This is a genomic window from Zobellella iuensis, from assembly GCF_016746085.1.
Classification (GTDB): Bacteria; Pseudomonadota; Gammaproteobacteria; order Enterobacterales; family Aeromonadaceae; genus Oceanimonas; species Oceanimonas iuensis.
Genome location: NZ_JAERTZ010000023.1, coordinates 1 through 17,172, shown reverse-complemented (window position 1 = coordinate 17,172; position 17,172 = coordinate 1). Strand labels below are relative to the sequence as shown.

General features: G+C 50.0%; 12 protein-coding genes. All 12 read right to left on the bottom strand.

The features are described from left to right. Positions 1–237: 237 nt before the first annotated feature. Positions 238–1,425, bottom strand: a complete 1,188-nt coding sequence (locus tag JKV55_RS10505; RefSeq protein ID WP_202084999.1) for a glycosyltransferase — start codon at positions 1,423–1,425, stop codon at positions 238–240. Continuing rightward, positions 1,422–2,927: a hypothetical protein gene (locus JKV55_RS10500; RefSeq protein WP_202084997.1), complete on the bottom strand. Its 1,506-nt coding sequence runs from the start codon at positions 2,925–2,927 to the stop codon at positions 1,422–1,424. Before JKV55_RS10500 ends, JKV55_RS10505 begins: the two co-directional genes overlap by 4 nt. 23 nt (positions 2,928–2,950) lie before the next feature. Then, positions 2,951–6,052: a glycosyltransferase gene (locus tag JKV55_RS10495; RefSeq protein ID WP_202084995.1), complete on the bottom strand. Its 3,102-nt coding sequence runs from the start codon at positions 6,050–6,052 to the stop codon at positions 2,951–2,953. Positions 6,053–6,239: 187 nt separating this feature from the next. Continuing rightward, the gene (gene wecC / locus JKV55_RS10490) at positions 6,240–7,520 is read right to left on the bottom strand and encodes a UDP-N-acetyl-D-mannosamine dehydrogenase (protein ID WP_202084993.1); all 1,281 of its coding nucleotides are present in this window, start codon (positions 7,518–7,520) and stop codon (positions 6,240–6,242) included. A 176-nt stretch (positions 7,521–7,696) separates the two neighbouring features. Further along, complete coding sequence (gene wecB / locus JKV55_RS10485) at positions 7,697–8,809, bottom strand: non-hydrolyzing UDP-N-acetylglucosamine 2-epimerase (RefSeq protein WP_202084991.1); 1,113 nt, start codon at positions 8,807–8,809, stop codon at positions 7,697–7,699. Positions 8,810–8,825: 16 nt separating this feature from the next. Beyond that, the gene (locus JKV55_RS10480) at positions 8,826–9,134 is read right to left on the bottom strand and encodes a hypothetical protein (protein ID WP_202084989.1); all 309 of its coding nucleotides are present in this window, start codon (positions 9,132–9,134) and stop codon (positions 8,826–8,828) included. A 20-nt stretch (positions 9,135–9,154) separates the two neighbouring features. Then, positions 9,155–11,149 (bottom strand): coiled-coil domain-containing protein, encoded by a 1,995-nt coding sequence (locus JKV55_RS10475; RefSeq protein ID WP_202084987.1) that lies wholly within the window; start codon positions 11,147–11,149, stop codon positions 9,155–9,157. Between the two features lie 140 nt (positions 11,150–11,289). Then, positions 11,290–12,204, bottom strand: a complete 915-nt coding sequence (gene galU, locus JKV55_RS10470; protein ID WP_202084985.1) for a UTP--glucose-1-phosphate uridylyltransferase GalU — start codon at positions 12,202–12,204, stop codon at positions 11,290–11,292. A gap of 13 nt (positions 12,205–12,217) precedes the next feature. Next, positions 12,218–13,300, bottom strand: a complete 1,083-nt coding sequence (locus JKV55_RS10465) for a KpsE/RkpR family capsule polysaccharide export protein (protein ID WP_202084983.1) — start codon at positions 13,298–13,300, stop codon at positions 12,218–12,220. 342 nt (positions 13,301–13,642) lie between these two features. Then, complete coding sequence (locus tag JKV55_RS10460; RefSeq protein ID WP_237332811.1) at positions 13,643–14,392, bottom strand: ABC transporter ATP-binding protein; 750 nt, start codon at positions 14,390–14,392, stop codon at positions 13,643–13,645. After that, positions 14,314–15,054 (bottom strand): ABC transporter permease, encoded by a 741-nt coding sequence (locus JKV55_RS10455; protein ID WP_255511268.1) that lies wholly within the window; start codon positions 15,052–15,054, stop codon positions 14,314–14,316. The genes JKV55_RS10460 and JKV55_RS10455 overlap by 79 nt, the downstream gene beginning before the upstream one ends. A 56-nt stretch (positions 15,055–15,110) precedes the next feature. Beyond that, positions 15,111–16,829 (bottom strand): polysaccharide biosynthesis/export family protein, encoded by a 1,719-nt coding sequence (locus tag JKV55_RS10450; RefSeq protein WP_202084979.1) that lies wholly within the window; start codon positions 16,827–16,829, stop codon positions 15,111–15,113. Positions 16,830–17,172 lie beyond the last annotated feature (343 nt).

The window sequence follows — 17,172 nt, the reverse complement described above, 5'->3', positions numbered from 1 at the left end:
TAGATTTTTCTTCAAAAAATACGTGTTCCGATATACAACCGGCATTCTGCACGGTGCTATTAATCCGGATCTCAAATAGGTTCACTTTTATAAATGTAAGATATTGAGAGTATTGAGTTTCAATGTGACCTAGGTGCAAGTCGGGTTAATAGCGTGAAGTGGAAATATTTTTTAATTAAAGAGGCGATAAACTTTCAAGGTAAAAGAGGGTCTACAAAGAAACTTTATTGGAATAAGCTATATTTCAATGAATTTTTTACCTGAGAATAATTTATCTTTCCATTTTCTATCCTCCTTCACCTGGATTTTGAGCATGTAACGTGAAGGCTTTCCTTCTAGGATAAAGGATGAAGTTATAGTGTCACCAGTAAAAGGTGTGAAATGAACATAAACTTTATTCTCACGGTCGTATATGCATGCACGAGACTCACCACTAAATTTGATGTTTTCAATTTTGAAAGACATCACTGAGCCAGCAGTGGTGTAAGTAATGATGGGCATGGCATCACTCCCAGAATTCTGTCCCATCGATATATCAAGAAGAATGTTTCCTTTGTTCTCGTCACCATGACGTCTTTTCTTCATTGGGTATTTTATGTTACTTGCATCTGAAATTAAATCTTCAACTTTTTCAAGATTTAAACCAAATGTTGAGCATAATGATTGTAAGCTAATATCTAGCTTGGGCATTTTGTGAGCTTTGTGAGTGGATGAGTTTGTTTGTTGGTGTCTGAAGTATAACCATGAAGGCTTTTCAGTTTTGAAAGTATATTTACCAAAGTTATACTCTAAGAGAATATCCCCCCTGGTTCCGTGTATTCTATTGAAAAATGGAAACTCAGTACCTTTTTTTACTAAAACAAATGAAGACATTGAATGGAAGGGGCAGTTGTATGGATAACAACCTTCCTTCCTCACTATTCTTTGTCCATCATTATGTAGTTTTGTTATATCTATAAGGTCGGTGTAGAGCCATTCAACACCATCTTCATAAGAAAAACCAAAGTTTTCTTTCCCTTTTTTTATAAGAGAAAGACAGGTTTGCTTTATTTCATTAATGTGGTTAATAGACCAGGCGTCATCATCATCAATACGTCCGGAAATAATGTAATCATTTGTGGCGTGCTTCGCTATTGCATTTTTTATTGTTTCATTGCATTGTCTATCTTTAACAATTTCATACTTAAATTGGCTTCCAGCCAAAAGGTCAGTTAAGCGTGCATTGATACTGTCAATGAATTTTTCGCCAATAAATATTATCCATGTGAAATTTGTGTCAGTTTGGTTCTTCATTGAAGATAATGTGATGGCTTCGAATATTCTGAACCTGTTCTCGAACCACTCCAGATCTTCTACATCAATGCCAAAACGAGTGAATATAAAGAAATCGAAGCTGTTGCTGTTTAAATTTATGCGTGCGTTCATTTTTGGTTTCTTTCCATTATCTGTCTGAATTGAATTTGTGTGAATGGCTTGTCGCTTTTGTAGTTATCATAAATATCATAAAGATTAGGTGAGCCATCTATTATGTACTCAAAAGCATTTTGGTCTAGCATCCATGAGTTTTTAAGTTTTAATCCAGCTAGTATGTACCTACATAACTTAATAGCTAGTGGTAATGATTTCCGAGAGAACATTACATTTCCTGCTAAATATTTCCTCCAAGGAAATATCGACATTAATCCTTTAGTAAAACTGAGAGATAAATCTTTGGATGTTAGACTGGATAAGTAATTGTGAGGATCTTTTTCTATGGTTAGGTCTGCATCCATGACATAAACATAGTTATATTCTTCAAGAAGCTTCACAACAGAGAAAAATCTAGCTGTTGCATAAAAAGTTTTTATGTCACTAAAGGAGCTGTGAGGGGGGAAATAAGAGAATGACACTCTGTCTAATACAGTCGTTTGAGTGAATTTTTCATATGCACAGCAGTAATCAAAAAAGTTTTGGTAAACTGATTCCACTGAGCTTGATGGGCAAATTACAACAATGTGGAAGTCATATTCGCGTAAGTTTGATATATAGTTGACGATTTGAGAGCCATATATACGCAAGAATCTTTCATCCACTGAAAGCACTAAGCATATATTGTTTTTTTTCTTTGTTTCTATTAAGTATTTTTCGGTATTACAAAATTTATGCACTTCAATTTCATCTTCAATTTCATCTTCATTTAGATAAGTATTTATTCCTGTGTCAACCCCATAAAAGTTATATAAATCTCCAGCAAGACTTTTTGCAACATTAAAGCATTGCACAGCGTTTTCTCTTTTGGCTTGCCCTGAGTAATAAAGCCCATAAAAAAATGAAACTACGGAATCTGATATCTTTTTGTCCGCAACCCTACTTCCTAAATCCTTAGCAATATTGTTAAATTTCGACGAATCCAAAGGGAAATATGAAGCGTTATTTCTATCAATTAGGTTTGACATGCAATAGTTATAGCTGTAAAAAAAATCTAACTTATCATAACCTTTAAGTCTTGATTTAATTAATGCTTCTAGATGGTTCGTTATACTTAATGATAAAACGCTATTCTCTTTCGGAAGAGAGTTTCTAAAGTAAAAATAAAAAAACTGCTTAAAGTACGAATTTATACTTTTGTCTTCGTTTAGCAAATAGAGGGACTCTATTGTTCTTATTTTGTCAGTATTTTCTAAATCTAATGGAGTGAACTTCCCTAATGCTGTTCCTTGATGGGTAAGCCATTTATATTTTGTTGCGTCAACGAATTTACCATGCTCGATTATTTGTATTTTATATTTTGCATTAAGTAAGCTTATATTTAACCCATTGAGATCTTCAAGGTTAAAACTTTTATCAAAAAAATGATATTTCTTTTCAGAGTAGATTACTAGCCTTGATGGTTCATGAAAGGTTGAAAGCTCATTCATGACTAATTCGTATACTTCTTGTAGGTTCATAGTATTATTTCTATAGTTAGTAATTAAATCAGCTTTGAGTATTCTTCAATGCAGGCTTTTCCTGCCACATTCCAGCTCCGTTCATCAATAATCCAATTACGTGCGTTTTCTCCAATTTCAGCTCGCAAAGCCTTGTTTTTGATTAACGTCAGGAGAGAATTTTTTAAGCTGATAGAGCAACCTTTATTGAAAACTATCCCATTATACCCATCTTTGACGATTTCATTCAGTGCGCGGGTATTTGACACCACTACTGCTTTTTGCAGTGCCATCGCTTCAAATGGTTTGAGTGGGGAAACAAGCTCGCAAACTTCCCATGGTTTTCTTGGAAATGGTGCAATATCTATCAGTGAGTAGTAATCTTCTACCTCGTCATGAGGAACTCTTCCGGTCATTAAAACAATGTCATGCAATTTTAAATCAATAATTTTATGCTTCAATGATTCCGTGATTGCACCGTCACCGACCAAGAGTAAGCGACATTCTACTCCATCATCTCTTAAAAAAGATACAGCTTCAATCAGATCATCTAGTCCTTCATAGTCAACAAAAGAACCAATGTATCCTATTACAGGAATATTTTCTGGGATTCCTATCTTGCTAGCTAGAGTTTTATTTGGTGCTCGTGGCAAAAAACGATCAGGATCAACACTATTAAAAGCAATAGCGATTTTATCTTCTTTCGCACCATTCTTAACTAATAGCTCTTTCATAGCTGTTGTTATTGTTATTATTCGGTCTGATTGGTTTACAACCAACCTCTCAAAAAGCTGCATGTATCGGTACTTTGCTGTGTTGGCAAAGCTGCTATCTCTCGAGGAACGAGTCACTTCCCAGAATCCTCGGATCTCATAAATAAATGGTACACCTTTGCGGCGTGCTGCGATTAATGCAGGTAGGGCTGTTACATAATTTGATGCAGCGTGGATGATTTCAGGTTGCTCTGAATCTATGATTTTTTCCCAATATGATATTGAGTCAATTAAATATTCAACTTCATTTTTTTCTGTGCGAGAATTTTCTAAGATGCGGTGATAAGTAATATCATCAATATCATCTTTTTCTGGTAAAATGTTGCCAACAAGTTCAGGTTTGAAGTCATATGGAAACCCAGGGCGAGTATAAGGGCGTACATCCCAGTTTCCCCTCTTAATGCCTCTTGCTAAACCATGTGAACGAGTAGCATAGCCAACGGAGGTGTAAGGGAGGCTAAATGCAAGTACATTGAGCACCCGTTGCTTTATCTTTGGTTGGACTCTTTTGGATGCTGGCATCTCTGCCCACTCGATAAGCTTTGCTCTACCCCGTACTTCCGATATAAATTTGGCATCATTGTCATTAGCTTTGCCAAGGGAGCTCTCTAATTTATCTACAAGTTCTATTGCTCTCTTAATTTTTGCTGCATTATAAAATACTCTTGCCGCGCTGCGTAATGTTGTGGCTGATAGATCCGTTTTTAGTGCTTGCTCAGCCAGTAAGCAAGCTTGTTCGGCATCTCCTCCAGCTAGCACTACATTTGCGCCTTTCACCTGACAGAATGCTAAAAATTTTTCATTTCTTCCCGCGGTTTGCATTTTAATGAATTCATGTACGCCCTTAAATCCATCAGCTTGATAAACTATCTTTAACTTTTCATCAAGCAATAGCTTTTGCTCAGCTGTCACTGTGTTTTTACCAGGCGGCAAAGGTATTGGCTGTACACATAAACTGGATGGCTGGTCATCTGGTATGGTTTTTTCGACACTTCCTACCGATAGTTCTTGTTTTTTTAGTTCTGATAGTTCTTCCTGTCGAGGCGCTTGGGCCATGTTGAGTCCGGCTACCAGTGGCTGAATGCTTTGGTGCCATAAATAATATGATTTTATGGCAATAATACCCGCTTCAGTTTTAACTTTAATCTCTTCCTTATTGGCTCGCTGAACTTGGAGAACCATGGCAGCGAGCGCCTTAGCATCACCTTTCTGGTACAGCCAGCCCAGTTTACCCTGTTGTAGAAGCTCTGCTTGAGGTGCCACATTGGATGCAATGATAGGTTTGCCGTAGGATAGGTATTCTAGAGGTTTGATGGCGCTGACCAGTTCACATACAGGCAAGGGTTTGCGCGGTATCACAGTAGCATTCACGGCTGCAAAATATGCTGGTAACTGTCCATGCTCTACCCGACCAGTCCAGGTTATTTGTGACGAAACCCCCAGTTGTTTTGCTCTGGTTTTCAACTCATCAAGGATGCTTGCTTTTTCAGGCTGCGCCTGCTGATTGACTGGACTGTAACCGCCAACAATTAAAGCATGTACCGGCTGTGTTACTGGTGTTTTCTTGAGTTCGGCCAGTGCCTCCAGCAGTTGCTCCAGTCCTTCATACTCGGTAATGGCGCCAATGTATCCTAGCACAAACGCATTTTCTGGAATCCCCAACTGCTTTCTTGTTGAAGAGCTATTTGTTGTGTGTGTACGGGGTAGCTCACTGACACTGTTTGGCACTAGATGAATGCTGCCAGGCTTTGCACCACGCTGGACCAATTCCCGTTGCATGTGCGAGTTGAGGGTATAAAGCTGGTCAGCATGCTGCGCAAGAAAACTTTCGTGTGTGTAGTGTTGCTGGTATTCGTCGGTTTTTTCCCAACCTGGTTGACGTGACGCACGGGATACTTCCCAAAAACCACGTACTTCGTAATGGAATGGAAGGCCAAGCTGCTTAGCCGCGGCCCAGGCAGGAAGGCCAATCTCATGATTGGAGGCTGCCAATACAACGGATGGCCGATACAATCGCAGCAGGTGTACTAGCCGGTCAACAGTGGCATTGAATAAATTTATCTTACCCTTTGGACGTTTATCTTGCAGCCAGCGGCTATGAATGTAGCGGACCCCGTCAACCTGCATCTCAGGTTGTATACTGCCTTTCTCAACTCCTAGATCCCAAGGGCGGCCTGGCCGTACGAAACAGAGGGTTTCAAAGCCTTGTCCGTTAAGCGCCTTGGCTACACCCTGGGTGCGAATAGCGTAGCCGTTACTGGCGTAGCTCTGACCATGGCTAACCACATAGGCAATACGGTTTTTTATGGGGGCAAGCAGGGGTATTGCAGGTTGGTTGGCAAGGCTGATGGCGTGTTCTATTAGTTGGTCCATGTCCGTCGCTTTTACTGGTTGTTGGCTGCGTTTTATATAAAGACTCCCGGCTATGTGGGAGTGACGGTGTTGTTTGTTGTGGTTGCCTTTGGCTGGAATTCCTGCGTTATTCCATGGATTCCCGCCTTCGCGGGAATGACGAAGGAAAGGCGGGAATGACGAAGGGAAGGCGGGAATGACAACCGTGTTAGCCCAGCAGGCCTACGGCGTCTACCAGGTGTTTGCTTTCGCGTACCTGGTCGGCATGCTCGATAAAGGGCTTGTGTTTAACCAGCACACACACCACATCCGCTTGGGTCAGGGCCTGGTGCAGGGGGGTCAGGGCTACATTGCTGGCCTGCAGTTTGGCGGGCAGTGCCTCGATGTTCGGCTCTACAATCTGTACCTTGCAGCCAAGCGTTGCCACCTGCTGGGCAATCCCCAGTGCGGGGCTTTCGCGCAGGTCGTCTATGTCCGGCTTAAAGGCTACCCCTAAGCAGGCCACGGTAATATCGCTGCGGGTTTTGCCGGGGTGGGTGCAGTGAACGGCATCAAGCTGTTTGCGGATTTGCTCCAGCACCCATTGGGGTTTGCCGTCGTTCACCAGGCGGGCGGTGTGGATCAGCTTGGCCTCTTCCGGGCAGCTGTCCACTATAAACCAGGGGTCTACCGCTATGCAGTGGCCGCCCACGCCGGCACCGGGTTGCAGAATGTTTACCCGCGGGTGGCGGTTGGCCAGGGCGATCAGCTCCCATACGTTAATGTCGAGCTTGTCGCAAATAACAGAAAGCTCGTTGGCAAAGGCAATGTTTACATCGCGAAAGCTGTTTTCGGTGAGCTTGGCCATTTCAGCGGTGCGGGCGTTGGTGATCACACACTCGCCTTCCACAAAAATTTTGTACAGGGCCTTGGCGGCCTGGCTGCACTTGGGGGTCATGCCGCCAATCACGCGGTCGTTTTCCACCAGTTCGCGGATCACGTGGCCGGGCAATACCCGCTCGGGGCAGTGGGCAATGCGAATGTCCGAGTCTTCCCCATGGGTTTGGGGGAAGGTCAGGTCAGGCCGGGCTTCCGCCAGCCAGGCGGCCATTTGCTCGGTGGCGCCCACCGGAGAGGTGGATTCCAGCACCACCAGGTCGCCGGCCTTCAGCACCGGGGCTACGGCTTTGCTGGCTGCTTCGATATAGCTCAGGTCCGCCTTGTGGCTGCTGCCGGTTTCGTCATGGTAGAAGGGGGTGGGCACGGCAATCAAATAGGCGTCGGCCGGCTCGGGTTTGGTGGTGGCGCGCAGGTAGCCTTCGGTTACCGCGGCATGCACTACAATGTCCAGCTCCGGCTCTACTATGTGAATTTCACCCTTGTTGATGGTGTCTACCGCGTGCTGGTTTACGTCTACGCCAATCACTTTTTTCTTGCGCGAGGCAAACACGGCGGCGGTGGGCAGGCCTATGTAGCCCAGGCCGATAACGGAGATGGTGTTAAAGCTCATGTGGTTGTCCTGAAGTTTTTATTTTTAATGAAAGTTGTTTTTGGTCGACTGAAGTGGACCCTACGGTGGACCTGTGTGGTTGTTTTGGTCGACTGAAGTCGACCCTACAGCAGCCCCTGCGAGGTTGTTTTGGTCGACGGAAGTCGACCCTACAACGGACCTTTGGCGTTTTGTTTTTAGAGCAGTGCGTCCATTATGCGCTGGCAGGCTTTGCCGTCGCCGTAGGGGTTGTGGGCAAAGCTCATGGCCTGGTAGGCGGCTTTGTCGGTCAGCAGGGTATGCAGCGCCTGGGTGATCGCCTCTATCTGGGTGCCCACCAGTTTTACGGTGCCGGCTTCCACCGCTTCGGGGCGCTCTGTGGTGTCGCGCATCACCAGCACGGGTTTGCCCAGCGAGGGCGCCTCTTCCTGTATGCCGCCCGAGTCGGTAAGGATGATATGAGCGCGGTTCATCAGGTATACAAAGGGCAGGTAGTCCAGCGGCTCTATCAGGTGAATATTGTTCACCTCGGAAAGCAAACGGTTTACCGGCTCGCGCACATTGGGGTTAAGGTGCACCGGGTAAACTATCTGCACGTCCGGGTGTTGCTTGGCGGTGTTGGCCAGGGCCTGGCAAATGCGTTCAAAACCGCCGCCAAAGCTTTCTCTGCGGTGCCCGGTAACCAGGATGATTTTTTTGCTGGCATCCAAAAAATCGAAGCGGGCGGCCAGCTCGGTGGCCAGGGGCTGGTTGGTGTCCAGCTTTCTCACCACATCGAGCAGGGCATCTATCACGGTATTGCCGGTTACAAAAATGGCGGTGTCATCCACCCCTTCGCGCAGCAGGTTTTGCCGGGAGGTTTGGGTGGGGGCAAAGTGCTTGGCGGCAATGGCGCCGGTCAGCTTGCGGTTGGCTTCTTCCGGCCAGGGGGAGTAGATGTTGCCGGTGCGCAGGCCTGCTTCTACATGGCCTACCGGAATTTGCTGGTAATAGGCGGCCAGGGTGGTGGCAAAGGTGGTGGCGGTGTCGCCGTGCACCAGCACAATGTCGGGCCGGAATTCGCTGAATACCCCTTTCATGCCTTGCAGAATGCCGGCGGTAACGTCGGTCAAATCCTGCCCGGGTTTCATCAGGTTAAGGTCGAATTCGGGCTTGAGTTCAAATAGCTCCAGCACCTGGTCCAGCATTTCCCGGTGTTGGGCGGTAACACACACTTTGGCGTCAAAGCGTTCATCCGCGGCCAGCTGCAGGGCCAGAGGTGCCATTTTTATGGCCTCGGGGCGGGTGCCAAAAACGGTTAAAACTTTCATATTTTATCCTGTGCGGTTAGCGATCCAGTAGCTGGTACTCCAGCTCTTGGGTACGGTTGTAATAGTGTTCAAGCAGTTGCTGGGTATGTTTTAGCTGCAGTGCGATATTGTTTTCACTGTTTGGCAACATAGGTATGGATGCTGATGTATTACGGCCATCCAATTTTTGCTGGCACAGTTGCAAATTGGCTTTAAATAGATGCTGGCCATATTTATCGGCTGCCTGCTGGTAACAGTGCAAGGCTTGTTCAAAGTCGCCCTGGCGGTAGTGTTGTGCCGCTTGTGCCACCCAGGTAGATTGGTTCTTCGTGGATTGATTTTTCATAATGAGTTGGTTTAAACGGGTTATGCGTTGATTGAAATAAACAGGGCACTTTTATCCCCGGCCCATTCGCGCTCGCTAAAGTCAAGGCTGCGTTGGGTCAGCTGCTGGCGCCATTGCTCTGCACTGTTTTGTTCATCTGGGCGGTGATAGTCGTCCAGTATCACATCCAGCCGGTGAGCCGCCAAATGGTTCAGCAGTAGCGGCAGGGCAGGGTAACGGCTCACCTGCTCGTGGCTGGCTGAGGGGCCGTCTACCAGCACCAGTATGTGTTTTTCCTGGCCACTGAATATTGTGGCCAGTTGCTCCAGCCTGGTTCTGCAGTCATAAAACAGTGAAGGCTGTGCCGGGTCCGGGTAGTCAACCAAGGGGGAGAGCACCAAATCCACTACTTCGCTCAGGCCCTGCTGTTGAATGTCTTGCTGGGTTTGCCGGTAGTACTGCTTGTTGTGCTCAAAGCTGATGATGCGCTTGGGCAGGTCTTGTTCGCTGGGCAGTTCCTGGTTGCTACCCTTGTTTTTATGGGCAATGGCCCGGGTGTTTTGTTGCCATAACCGGGTCCGGCTTAACAGGGCCTGAGCCAGCAAAAGTGTGGATGTCCCGCTGCCAAACTCGATGATCAGATCATAGTTGTTGCGCTGCACCAGGCTGACCAGTTGTTGTGCAAGCTCTGGGCTGATGCTGGCATCACCGTATTGCAGAGGCAGCTCGCCATGGTGCAGGCTATGTTGTACCGCCAGGGTGGCCTGCCACTGGCGGTTGCTGTTGGTCTGCATTTTGGTTACGTGCTGTCCCAGAGCATTGGTGTTTTGAAGCATTTGCTCGGCCTGGTTGGCAAACAATTGCTCCATTTTTTGCTCCAGTTGATTGAACTTGCTGGCGCTGTGCTGCTGGTTTTGCAACTGCTCGCGCACTGTGGCCAACTGAGCTGTGTTTTCTGCCAGGCTTTGATTTAACTCTTCAATGCGCTTTTCCGCGGCCTCGTGTTGCTGTTTTCTGTTGGCAAAGTAGTTTTTGTATTTTGCCAAGTCTTCTTGGCTGGTGTTTAGCTGTTCTTGAACTGCTGCCAACTCTTGCTGGTATTGCTGACGCTGTTTTGCTTGTAGTTCCTGTTGCGCCAGGGCATCGGCCAGTTGTTTCTTTAGCTTGGTGTTGGAGGCTTGGCTTTCGGCCAGTTGTTGTTCCTGCTGGGCAATCTTGGTTGTGCACTCTGTATGGGTGCTGGTAAGACTGTTGACTTGCTCTTCCAGATTTTTGTTCTGTTGCTGGGCCTGGGCTAGTTTTTCTTGCTGCTTCTTGGCCAGGTTGTCTTGCTCGGCCAGTCTGGATTGTTGTGCGCTACAGGTAGTTTGGCTTTCGGCCAGTTTTTGCTCCAGCTCAGTAATGCACTGGTTAAGGTTATCTATCTTTATTTTTAATGGGTTTAGCTGCCAAACCAGCACCGATATGTCGGGATCGTCGGTGTTGTTTTGCACCAGCTCAAAGCTTTGGGAGCGCAGTTCACTTGCCAGTTGTTCGGGGTTATAGGCTCCTTGATACAACTGGTGGGTGGGCAGGCTGATCTGAACCCGGCTGAATTGTTGAAGTTGCTGCTGCTGCAATAATGCTTGGATAATAGCTGTTTCTTCACCATTGGCTTCCACCACCAACCAGTGCTGCTCATTATCGGGCAATTGTACTTGCTCCATAAGAGAAGCGGGAGTAAGGGTGGCCACCTGATGCTCGCGTATCGCTTTGATACCGGGATAAAGGGTGGCCAAACCTTCTGCCGGATGCAGGCTGCTGTAGTCGACAAGGTTATATTCGGTAAAGCGGGAGCCTTGGTTATTGCCCTCGCAGCTAACTGCCAGCTCCCATACCTCGGTATTGGCCATATCGGCGGCAAGCCGGCACAATTCTTCGGCTTGAGCGGGCAGCGGCTCTATCAGTATTAGCCGTTGTGGTTGCAGATGCTGGTAATCCGGCAACTGGCTGCCGGCACCTATGTGTACCAGGGTGTGCACGTTATTGCTGGTCATTCCATTTCCTTTTTGCCCGTGGTGTTGGCATACATATATGATTGGTGCCGGGCTAATGCATAGTTATAGCAGCGGCTAAGTCAAGAGACCCGTTGGGATGCGTCAATCTTTACTAGAAATAGCCATTTAGTCTGGCAGTACTAACTACCGGATAATTTGATGTTGTTTTCGTTCAGATTATCAAGGTTGGCCAGATAGCGAGCAAAGTCTTGGGCCAGTTCGGGGTGGCGCAAAGCGTATTCTACATTAGCCTGCATATAGCCCAGTTTGCTGCCGCAATCATGGCTTTTTCCTACCATGCGGTATGCTTCTACTTGCTCTTGCTGCATCAGTGCGGCAATGGCATCGGTAAGCTGAATTTCATCGCCGGCGCCGGGCGGTATTTTTTCCAGCAGCGGCCAAATGGCCCGGCTTAGTACATAGCGGCCAACCACCGCGAGGTTGGAAGGGGCTTCTTCTCGTTTGGGTTTTTCTACTATGGCCGTTATTGGCTTGCTGTGGCCTGTTCCCACTTGGTGGCCCATGCAGTCGGCAATGCCGTATTGGTGCACCTGCTCAAGATCTACCGGTTCAACCATGATCTGACTGACCTGCTTTTCATTAAAGCGAGCCAGCATTTGTGCCAGGTTGTCCCTGGTGCTATCACTGGCGGCTTCATCAATCAGTACATCGGGCAGCATTACCACACAGGGGTTATCACCCACTAGCGGGCGAGCACAAAGAATGGCATGACCCAATCCTTTGGCCACGCCTTGGCGCACATGCATAATGGTTACGTCACTAGGGCAAATGGATTGTATCTCGGCCAGCAACTGTCGTTTTACCCGCTTTTCCAGGGTGGCCTCTAGCTCAAAGCTGGTATCAAAATGGTTTTCTATGGCGTTTTTACTGGAGTGGGTGACCAGTACAATCTCTTTGATACCGGCGGCTACTGCTTCGTTAACCACATACTGGATAAGTGGTTTATCTACAATCGGCAGCATTTCTTTGGGGATGGCCTTGGTGGCGGGCAGCATGCGTGTGCCCAAGCCGGCAACGGGGATTATGGCTTTCATGTTTTTTCCCTGCTTAGTCTCTGTGATCTTTTATTATTAGCAGCAGCATATTGATTATAAAGGCGATAAACAGCGCAATAATGGCAAATACACTGGTGTTGTATAGCCGCTCGGGTTGAGTGGCATATTCGGGTTGCAACGGGCTTTGCAGCACGCTTACCTGCTTGAGTTTGCGGGCGGCCTCTATGCGGGTGTTTTCCAGCGCGGCCAGGGCACTGGAGTAGGTTTGCTGGGCAAACTGGGCCTTAAGCTCCAGGGTTTGATAGTCGGCGGAAATGCGGTTAAGGGCATTGCCGGTTTCTTGCGCCAGGCGGTTGCGCTCGCGCTCTATCTGGGTTTGCAGGGCATTGATTTCGTTTTTTATTTGCACCATTTCGGCGGAGCGGGTGCTCTGGTAGCTTTGGGCGGCGCTCAGCCTGGCCTGCATGCGGGCCAGTTCGCCTTCCAGCGTGCCCACTACCTGGTTAAGGCTTTCTACTGTTTGCAGGGGGGAGATCAAGCCGTGCTCATTCTGGTAGGTCAGCAGGTCGGCGCGGGCGTCGTCCAGCCTGTGCTCCAGCCGCTCCAGCTGGCGTTCCAAAAAGCGCACCTGCTCTTCCGCCAGGCGCTGGCCCATGTTGTTCATATGGGCCTCGCCGCTTTGCAGCAACAGTTGCGCCATTACATGGGCAAAGTCCGGGGTAAAGGCCTGTACCTCTATATTGAGTACACCGGCGTATTCGTCCAGCTCTACCTTTATCCGTTTTTTAAAGTATTTGTGCACTTCTTCTATAGGGGCGTCGGCATCCCACATCCGGGCGAAAAGGTCGCCGTTCTCGCTGTAGTGCTGGCGAAAGGGCAGCTCCTGCTGCACTTTTTTCAGCATATCCACCGAAAGCAGGTGTTCGCGCAGCAGCAGTAGATCACCATTGCCGCCGCCACTTTTGAGCAGGCTGGAAAAGTTGAATTCGGCCGGGGCGATTTGCGGGCTTTCCAGCACCACGGTAGCGCGGGAAACATAGCGGTCTTCGGCCCAGGCAAACCAGTAAAAGGCAACGGCGATAATGGCTGCTAGTGCCAGTGCCCAGTGGGGGTGTTGTTTGATAAAGCGGTTCATTGTTTAATTGCCAAGTATGAAAGAGTCATTTTTGGTCGAATAAATTCGACCCTACGAGGTGTTTCGGCATCAGTGTTGTGGTTTGGTCGAATAAATTCGACCCTACGAGGTGTTTCGGCATCGGTGTTGTGGTTTGGTCGAGTAAATTCGACCCTACGAGGTGTTTCGGCATTGGTGTTGTGGTGTGGTCGAATAAATTCGACCCTACGAGGTGTTCCGGCATCGGTGTTGTGGTTTGGTCGAATAAATTCGACCCTACGAGGTGTTTCGGCATAGGTGTTGTGGTTTGGTCGAATAAATTCGACCCTACGAGGCGCTTCGGCATCGGTGTTGTGGTTTGGGTTACGCGCGGGTGCCGGCATCCTGGTGGTAGGCGGCAATGGCGTCGTTGATGTCGTCATACCAGGTAGCGTGGCCTTTTTTAAGGTAAATGCCGGCTTGGCATAGCTCTTTTAATATACCCTCTCCATGCGAAACCATAATCAGGCTGGATTGGCCTACCTTGTCTTTAAAGGCTTTGCTGGCCTTGGCCTTGAAGTTGCGGTCGCCTACCGCCGTGGCCTCGTCCGAAAGGTATACATCAAAGTCAAAGGCCAGAGACAAGCCAAAATTCAGCCGGGCACGCATGCCGGAGGAATAGGTTTTTAGCGGCCGGTCGAAGGCGCTGCCCAGTTCGGCAAAGTCTTCTACATAGTCGATAATGCGCTGCACGTTAAGGCCGCCGCCATGCACCCGGGCTACAAACTTTACGTTTTGCCGCCCTGTCATGCTGCTTTGAAAACCGCCGGAAAGGCCGATAGGCCAGGATACCCGGCAAAAGCGTTCTATTTTGCCGCGTTCGGGGTTGTCCATGCCCGCTATCAGCCGCAGCATGGTGGATTTGCCGGCGCCGTTCTGGCCAATCAGCCCCACGCTTACCCCCTTGGGAATGGTAAGATTGATGTCGGTCAGCACCCAGGGGCTTTCGCGGCCATCGCGGTTGTTGTAGCGCTTGTAAAGGTTTTGAATATGGATCATTTTGCTTTCAACTGGTCTCGGTAACGCAAGTGCATCAGCAGCCCTAGGGCGTTCAGCGCCAGGATCCAAAGCCATAAATAAACGGCGCTGGTGCCGGCCACTACCCGGTAGTTTTCAAAAAAGCCCAGGCGCAGCAGCTCCAGGGCATGCACTATGGGGTTGAGCATTAACAGCTCAAGCGCGGCATGGGGCAGGGTATTGATGGGGATCAGCACCCCGGAGAGGATCATCAGTGGCAGGCTCAGCATTCTGATGATGCGGTTAATTTCAGGCACCAGGGTGCCCGTTACCGATATCACCAGTCCCAAGCCCAGGCCCAGGGCCCATACGGTAATCCAACCGAACAAGGCGTAAATGCCGTTATCGGGGAAAATCTTCAACCCCAGGCCCAGGCCCCCCACAATAAACAGCATAAATACAAAGGTGCGGAGCATGCCGTCTACAAAGCCGCGCACCAGCACAGTGTCTACCGGTTGTACCTGACGATAGGCAAACAGGGCCCGGCTGGCGTCAATGGCGCCTTGGCTGCGGTTTAGCCCTTCCCGCACCAAAAAAAAACCCATCATGCCCACTATCATCCAGGGGATAAAGTCGGCACCAATAATTAACCGGTTTGTTCCCCGTATTTGGGTACGTACAAGGATTACGATAGTAACCATTGCCACCGGCTCGAAGATCATCCAGAACCAGCCCATACGATCTTTCATGGTGCGGGACACAGCCTCCCGCATAAACATGGCAAACCATACGCTGCGGGTTACCTGCCAGTTGGTGCGGGGTTGGGTTGCGCTCATTACAGGTCTATCGCCACTTTGGCGGCAATGGCTATATGGTAAAGGATTTGGGTGAGGGTGCTGGCCAGCTGCAGGTTTTTGGTGGGTGCGGCCGGCAGCACCAGAATTTCGTCGCCCGGGCTCAGGGTTACGTCTGCCGCTTCGCGCACTTCGCCGTTTTGGCGCACCACCAGTATGCGTTTTTTATCGGCCCGGTCGGTAAAGCCGCCGGCGCCTGTTATATAGTCCTGGGCGCTGCGGCCGGGAGCAAACACCACCGACTGGGGCACCAGCACTTCGCCGCTGATCAAGAGCGCATCGGATTTTTCCGGAATGGTGATCACGTCGCCGTCTTGCAGGCGGATGTTGCTGATTTGGCCGTTGTTGGCCAGCACCAGGCGGCCGTTGGGCTCCACCTGGCGCGCGCGTTCGATGAACTGGCTGATAAGCTCGGCTTCGCGCACCCGGATCTGGGCTTCTTCGTTGGTGGCGGAAGAGGCGCCCAGGTAGGTGGTTTCCAGCCGGTTCAGGCTTTCTTCCAGCGCCTGCCGTTGCCGCTCGGCCACGCTTTGCCGCTTGAGCGAGATGCTGGTTACGTCGGTCATGTCCGCCGGCACGGCCACGGCGTCCAGCAGTTCGTGCAGCCGGGTGTCGCGCGGCAGGGCGAAGCGGGAGGGGCCGTAGTAGCTGCCTTCAAGCGTCACCACTATGGTGTCGTCGCGCAGGTCGCTGCTGAACAGCACCTGATCGCCGCTTTGCAGCGGTTGCTGGTAAAAGTCGGCCAGGTCCAGGTAGCTGGAAACGGGGCCCTGGCTGCGGGCGCCGCGCAGCAGCACATGGGTAACGTTGGATTGCAACCGGGCCAGTTGCAGCAGATCCTGGCCGCTCATGGCGCCCGGGGTCAGTTCGTAGCGGTAGGGGCGGGCCACGTCGCCTTCCACGGTTACGGTGGGGCCGCGCTCTTCCACCACCAGGGTGTCGCCGTCCCGGAATTGCGGGCGGGGCAGGTTGCCGTTAATTAAAAAGTCGTACAGGTCGGCGCTGGCGATGGTGCTGCCGTTGCGTACCACCCGCACCTTGCGGTAGCTGCCCACGGCGTCGTCTATGCCGCCGGCCTGGTCCAGAAAATACAGCAGCGAGTCGTTGGGGGTGCCGGCAAAGCGGCCGGGATTTTGTACATAGCCGGTAACGAACACGGAGACCGGCTGCACGCCCTGCAGGTTGGTGTATACCTGTACGTTGTTGGAATAGATGGAGTTAACGGCGGCGCGTACCCGGCCGTCCAGCTCGCCGTGGCGAATGCCCTGCACCTTGATGGGGCCCACGCCGGGAATAAAGATATTGCCCTGGGCATCCACCGGCAGCACCCGGTCTATGTCTACCGCGCCCCACACCCGCAGGGTGACCTGGTCACCGGGGGTGATCACGTAATCCGGGTTGAGCCCGTCCGCCCTTATGCCGCGAAAGCCGCCGGTAAACAGGTGGGCGCCAAAGCTGGGAATGGCCTGGGCGGGCAGGGCCTGGCCGGGTTTGGCCTGGGGCGGGCCGTAGCGGCCGCTTTGCCAGTTGGTGCTTTGGTTGGTGCTGGCCTGGTCGGCCTCGGACGGGGCGTTAAAGCGGCTTTGCTGCTCGGCCGGCAGTTCGCCGGCACCGGCGCCAATCAGCTGGGCCTGGGCCTGGGTGGCCAGGGTGAGCAGGGCGAACAGGCCGGTGTGAACAGCCAGTTTTTTTAGTGACATGGGCATTTTTTCTCGAATTTTTGATTGTTCAGGGTAAACACGCTGCCGGGGTGGGGCCCGCAGGGTCGAATTTATTCGACCGAACCATGGCGCCGTTGGCGGATTGGTCCACTAAAGTGGACCCTACGGTTGGCCCGGTGTAGGGGGTTTCCGTAGGGTCGAATTTATTCGACCGAACCACGGCGCCGTTGGCGGATTGGTCCACTAAAGTGGACCCTACGGTTGGCCCGGTGTAGGGGGTTTCCGTAGGGTCGAATTTATTCGACCGAACCATGGCGCCGTTGGCGGATTGGTCCATTGAAATGGACCCTACGGTTGGCCCGGTGTAGGGGGTCTCCGTAGG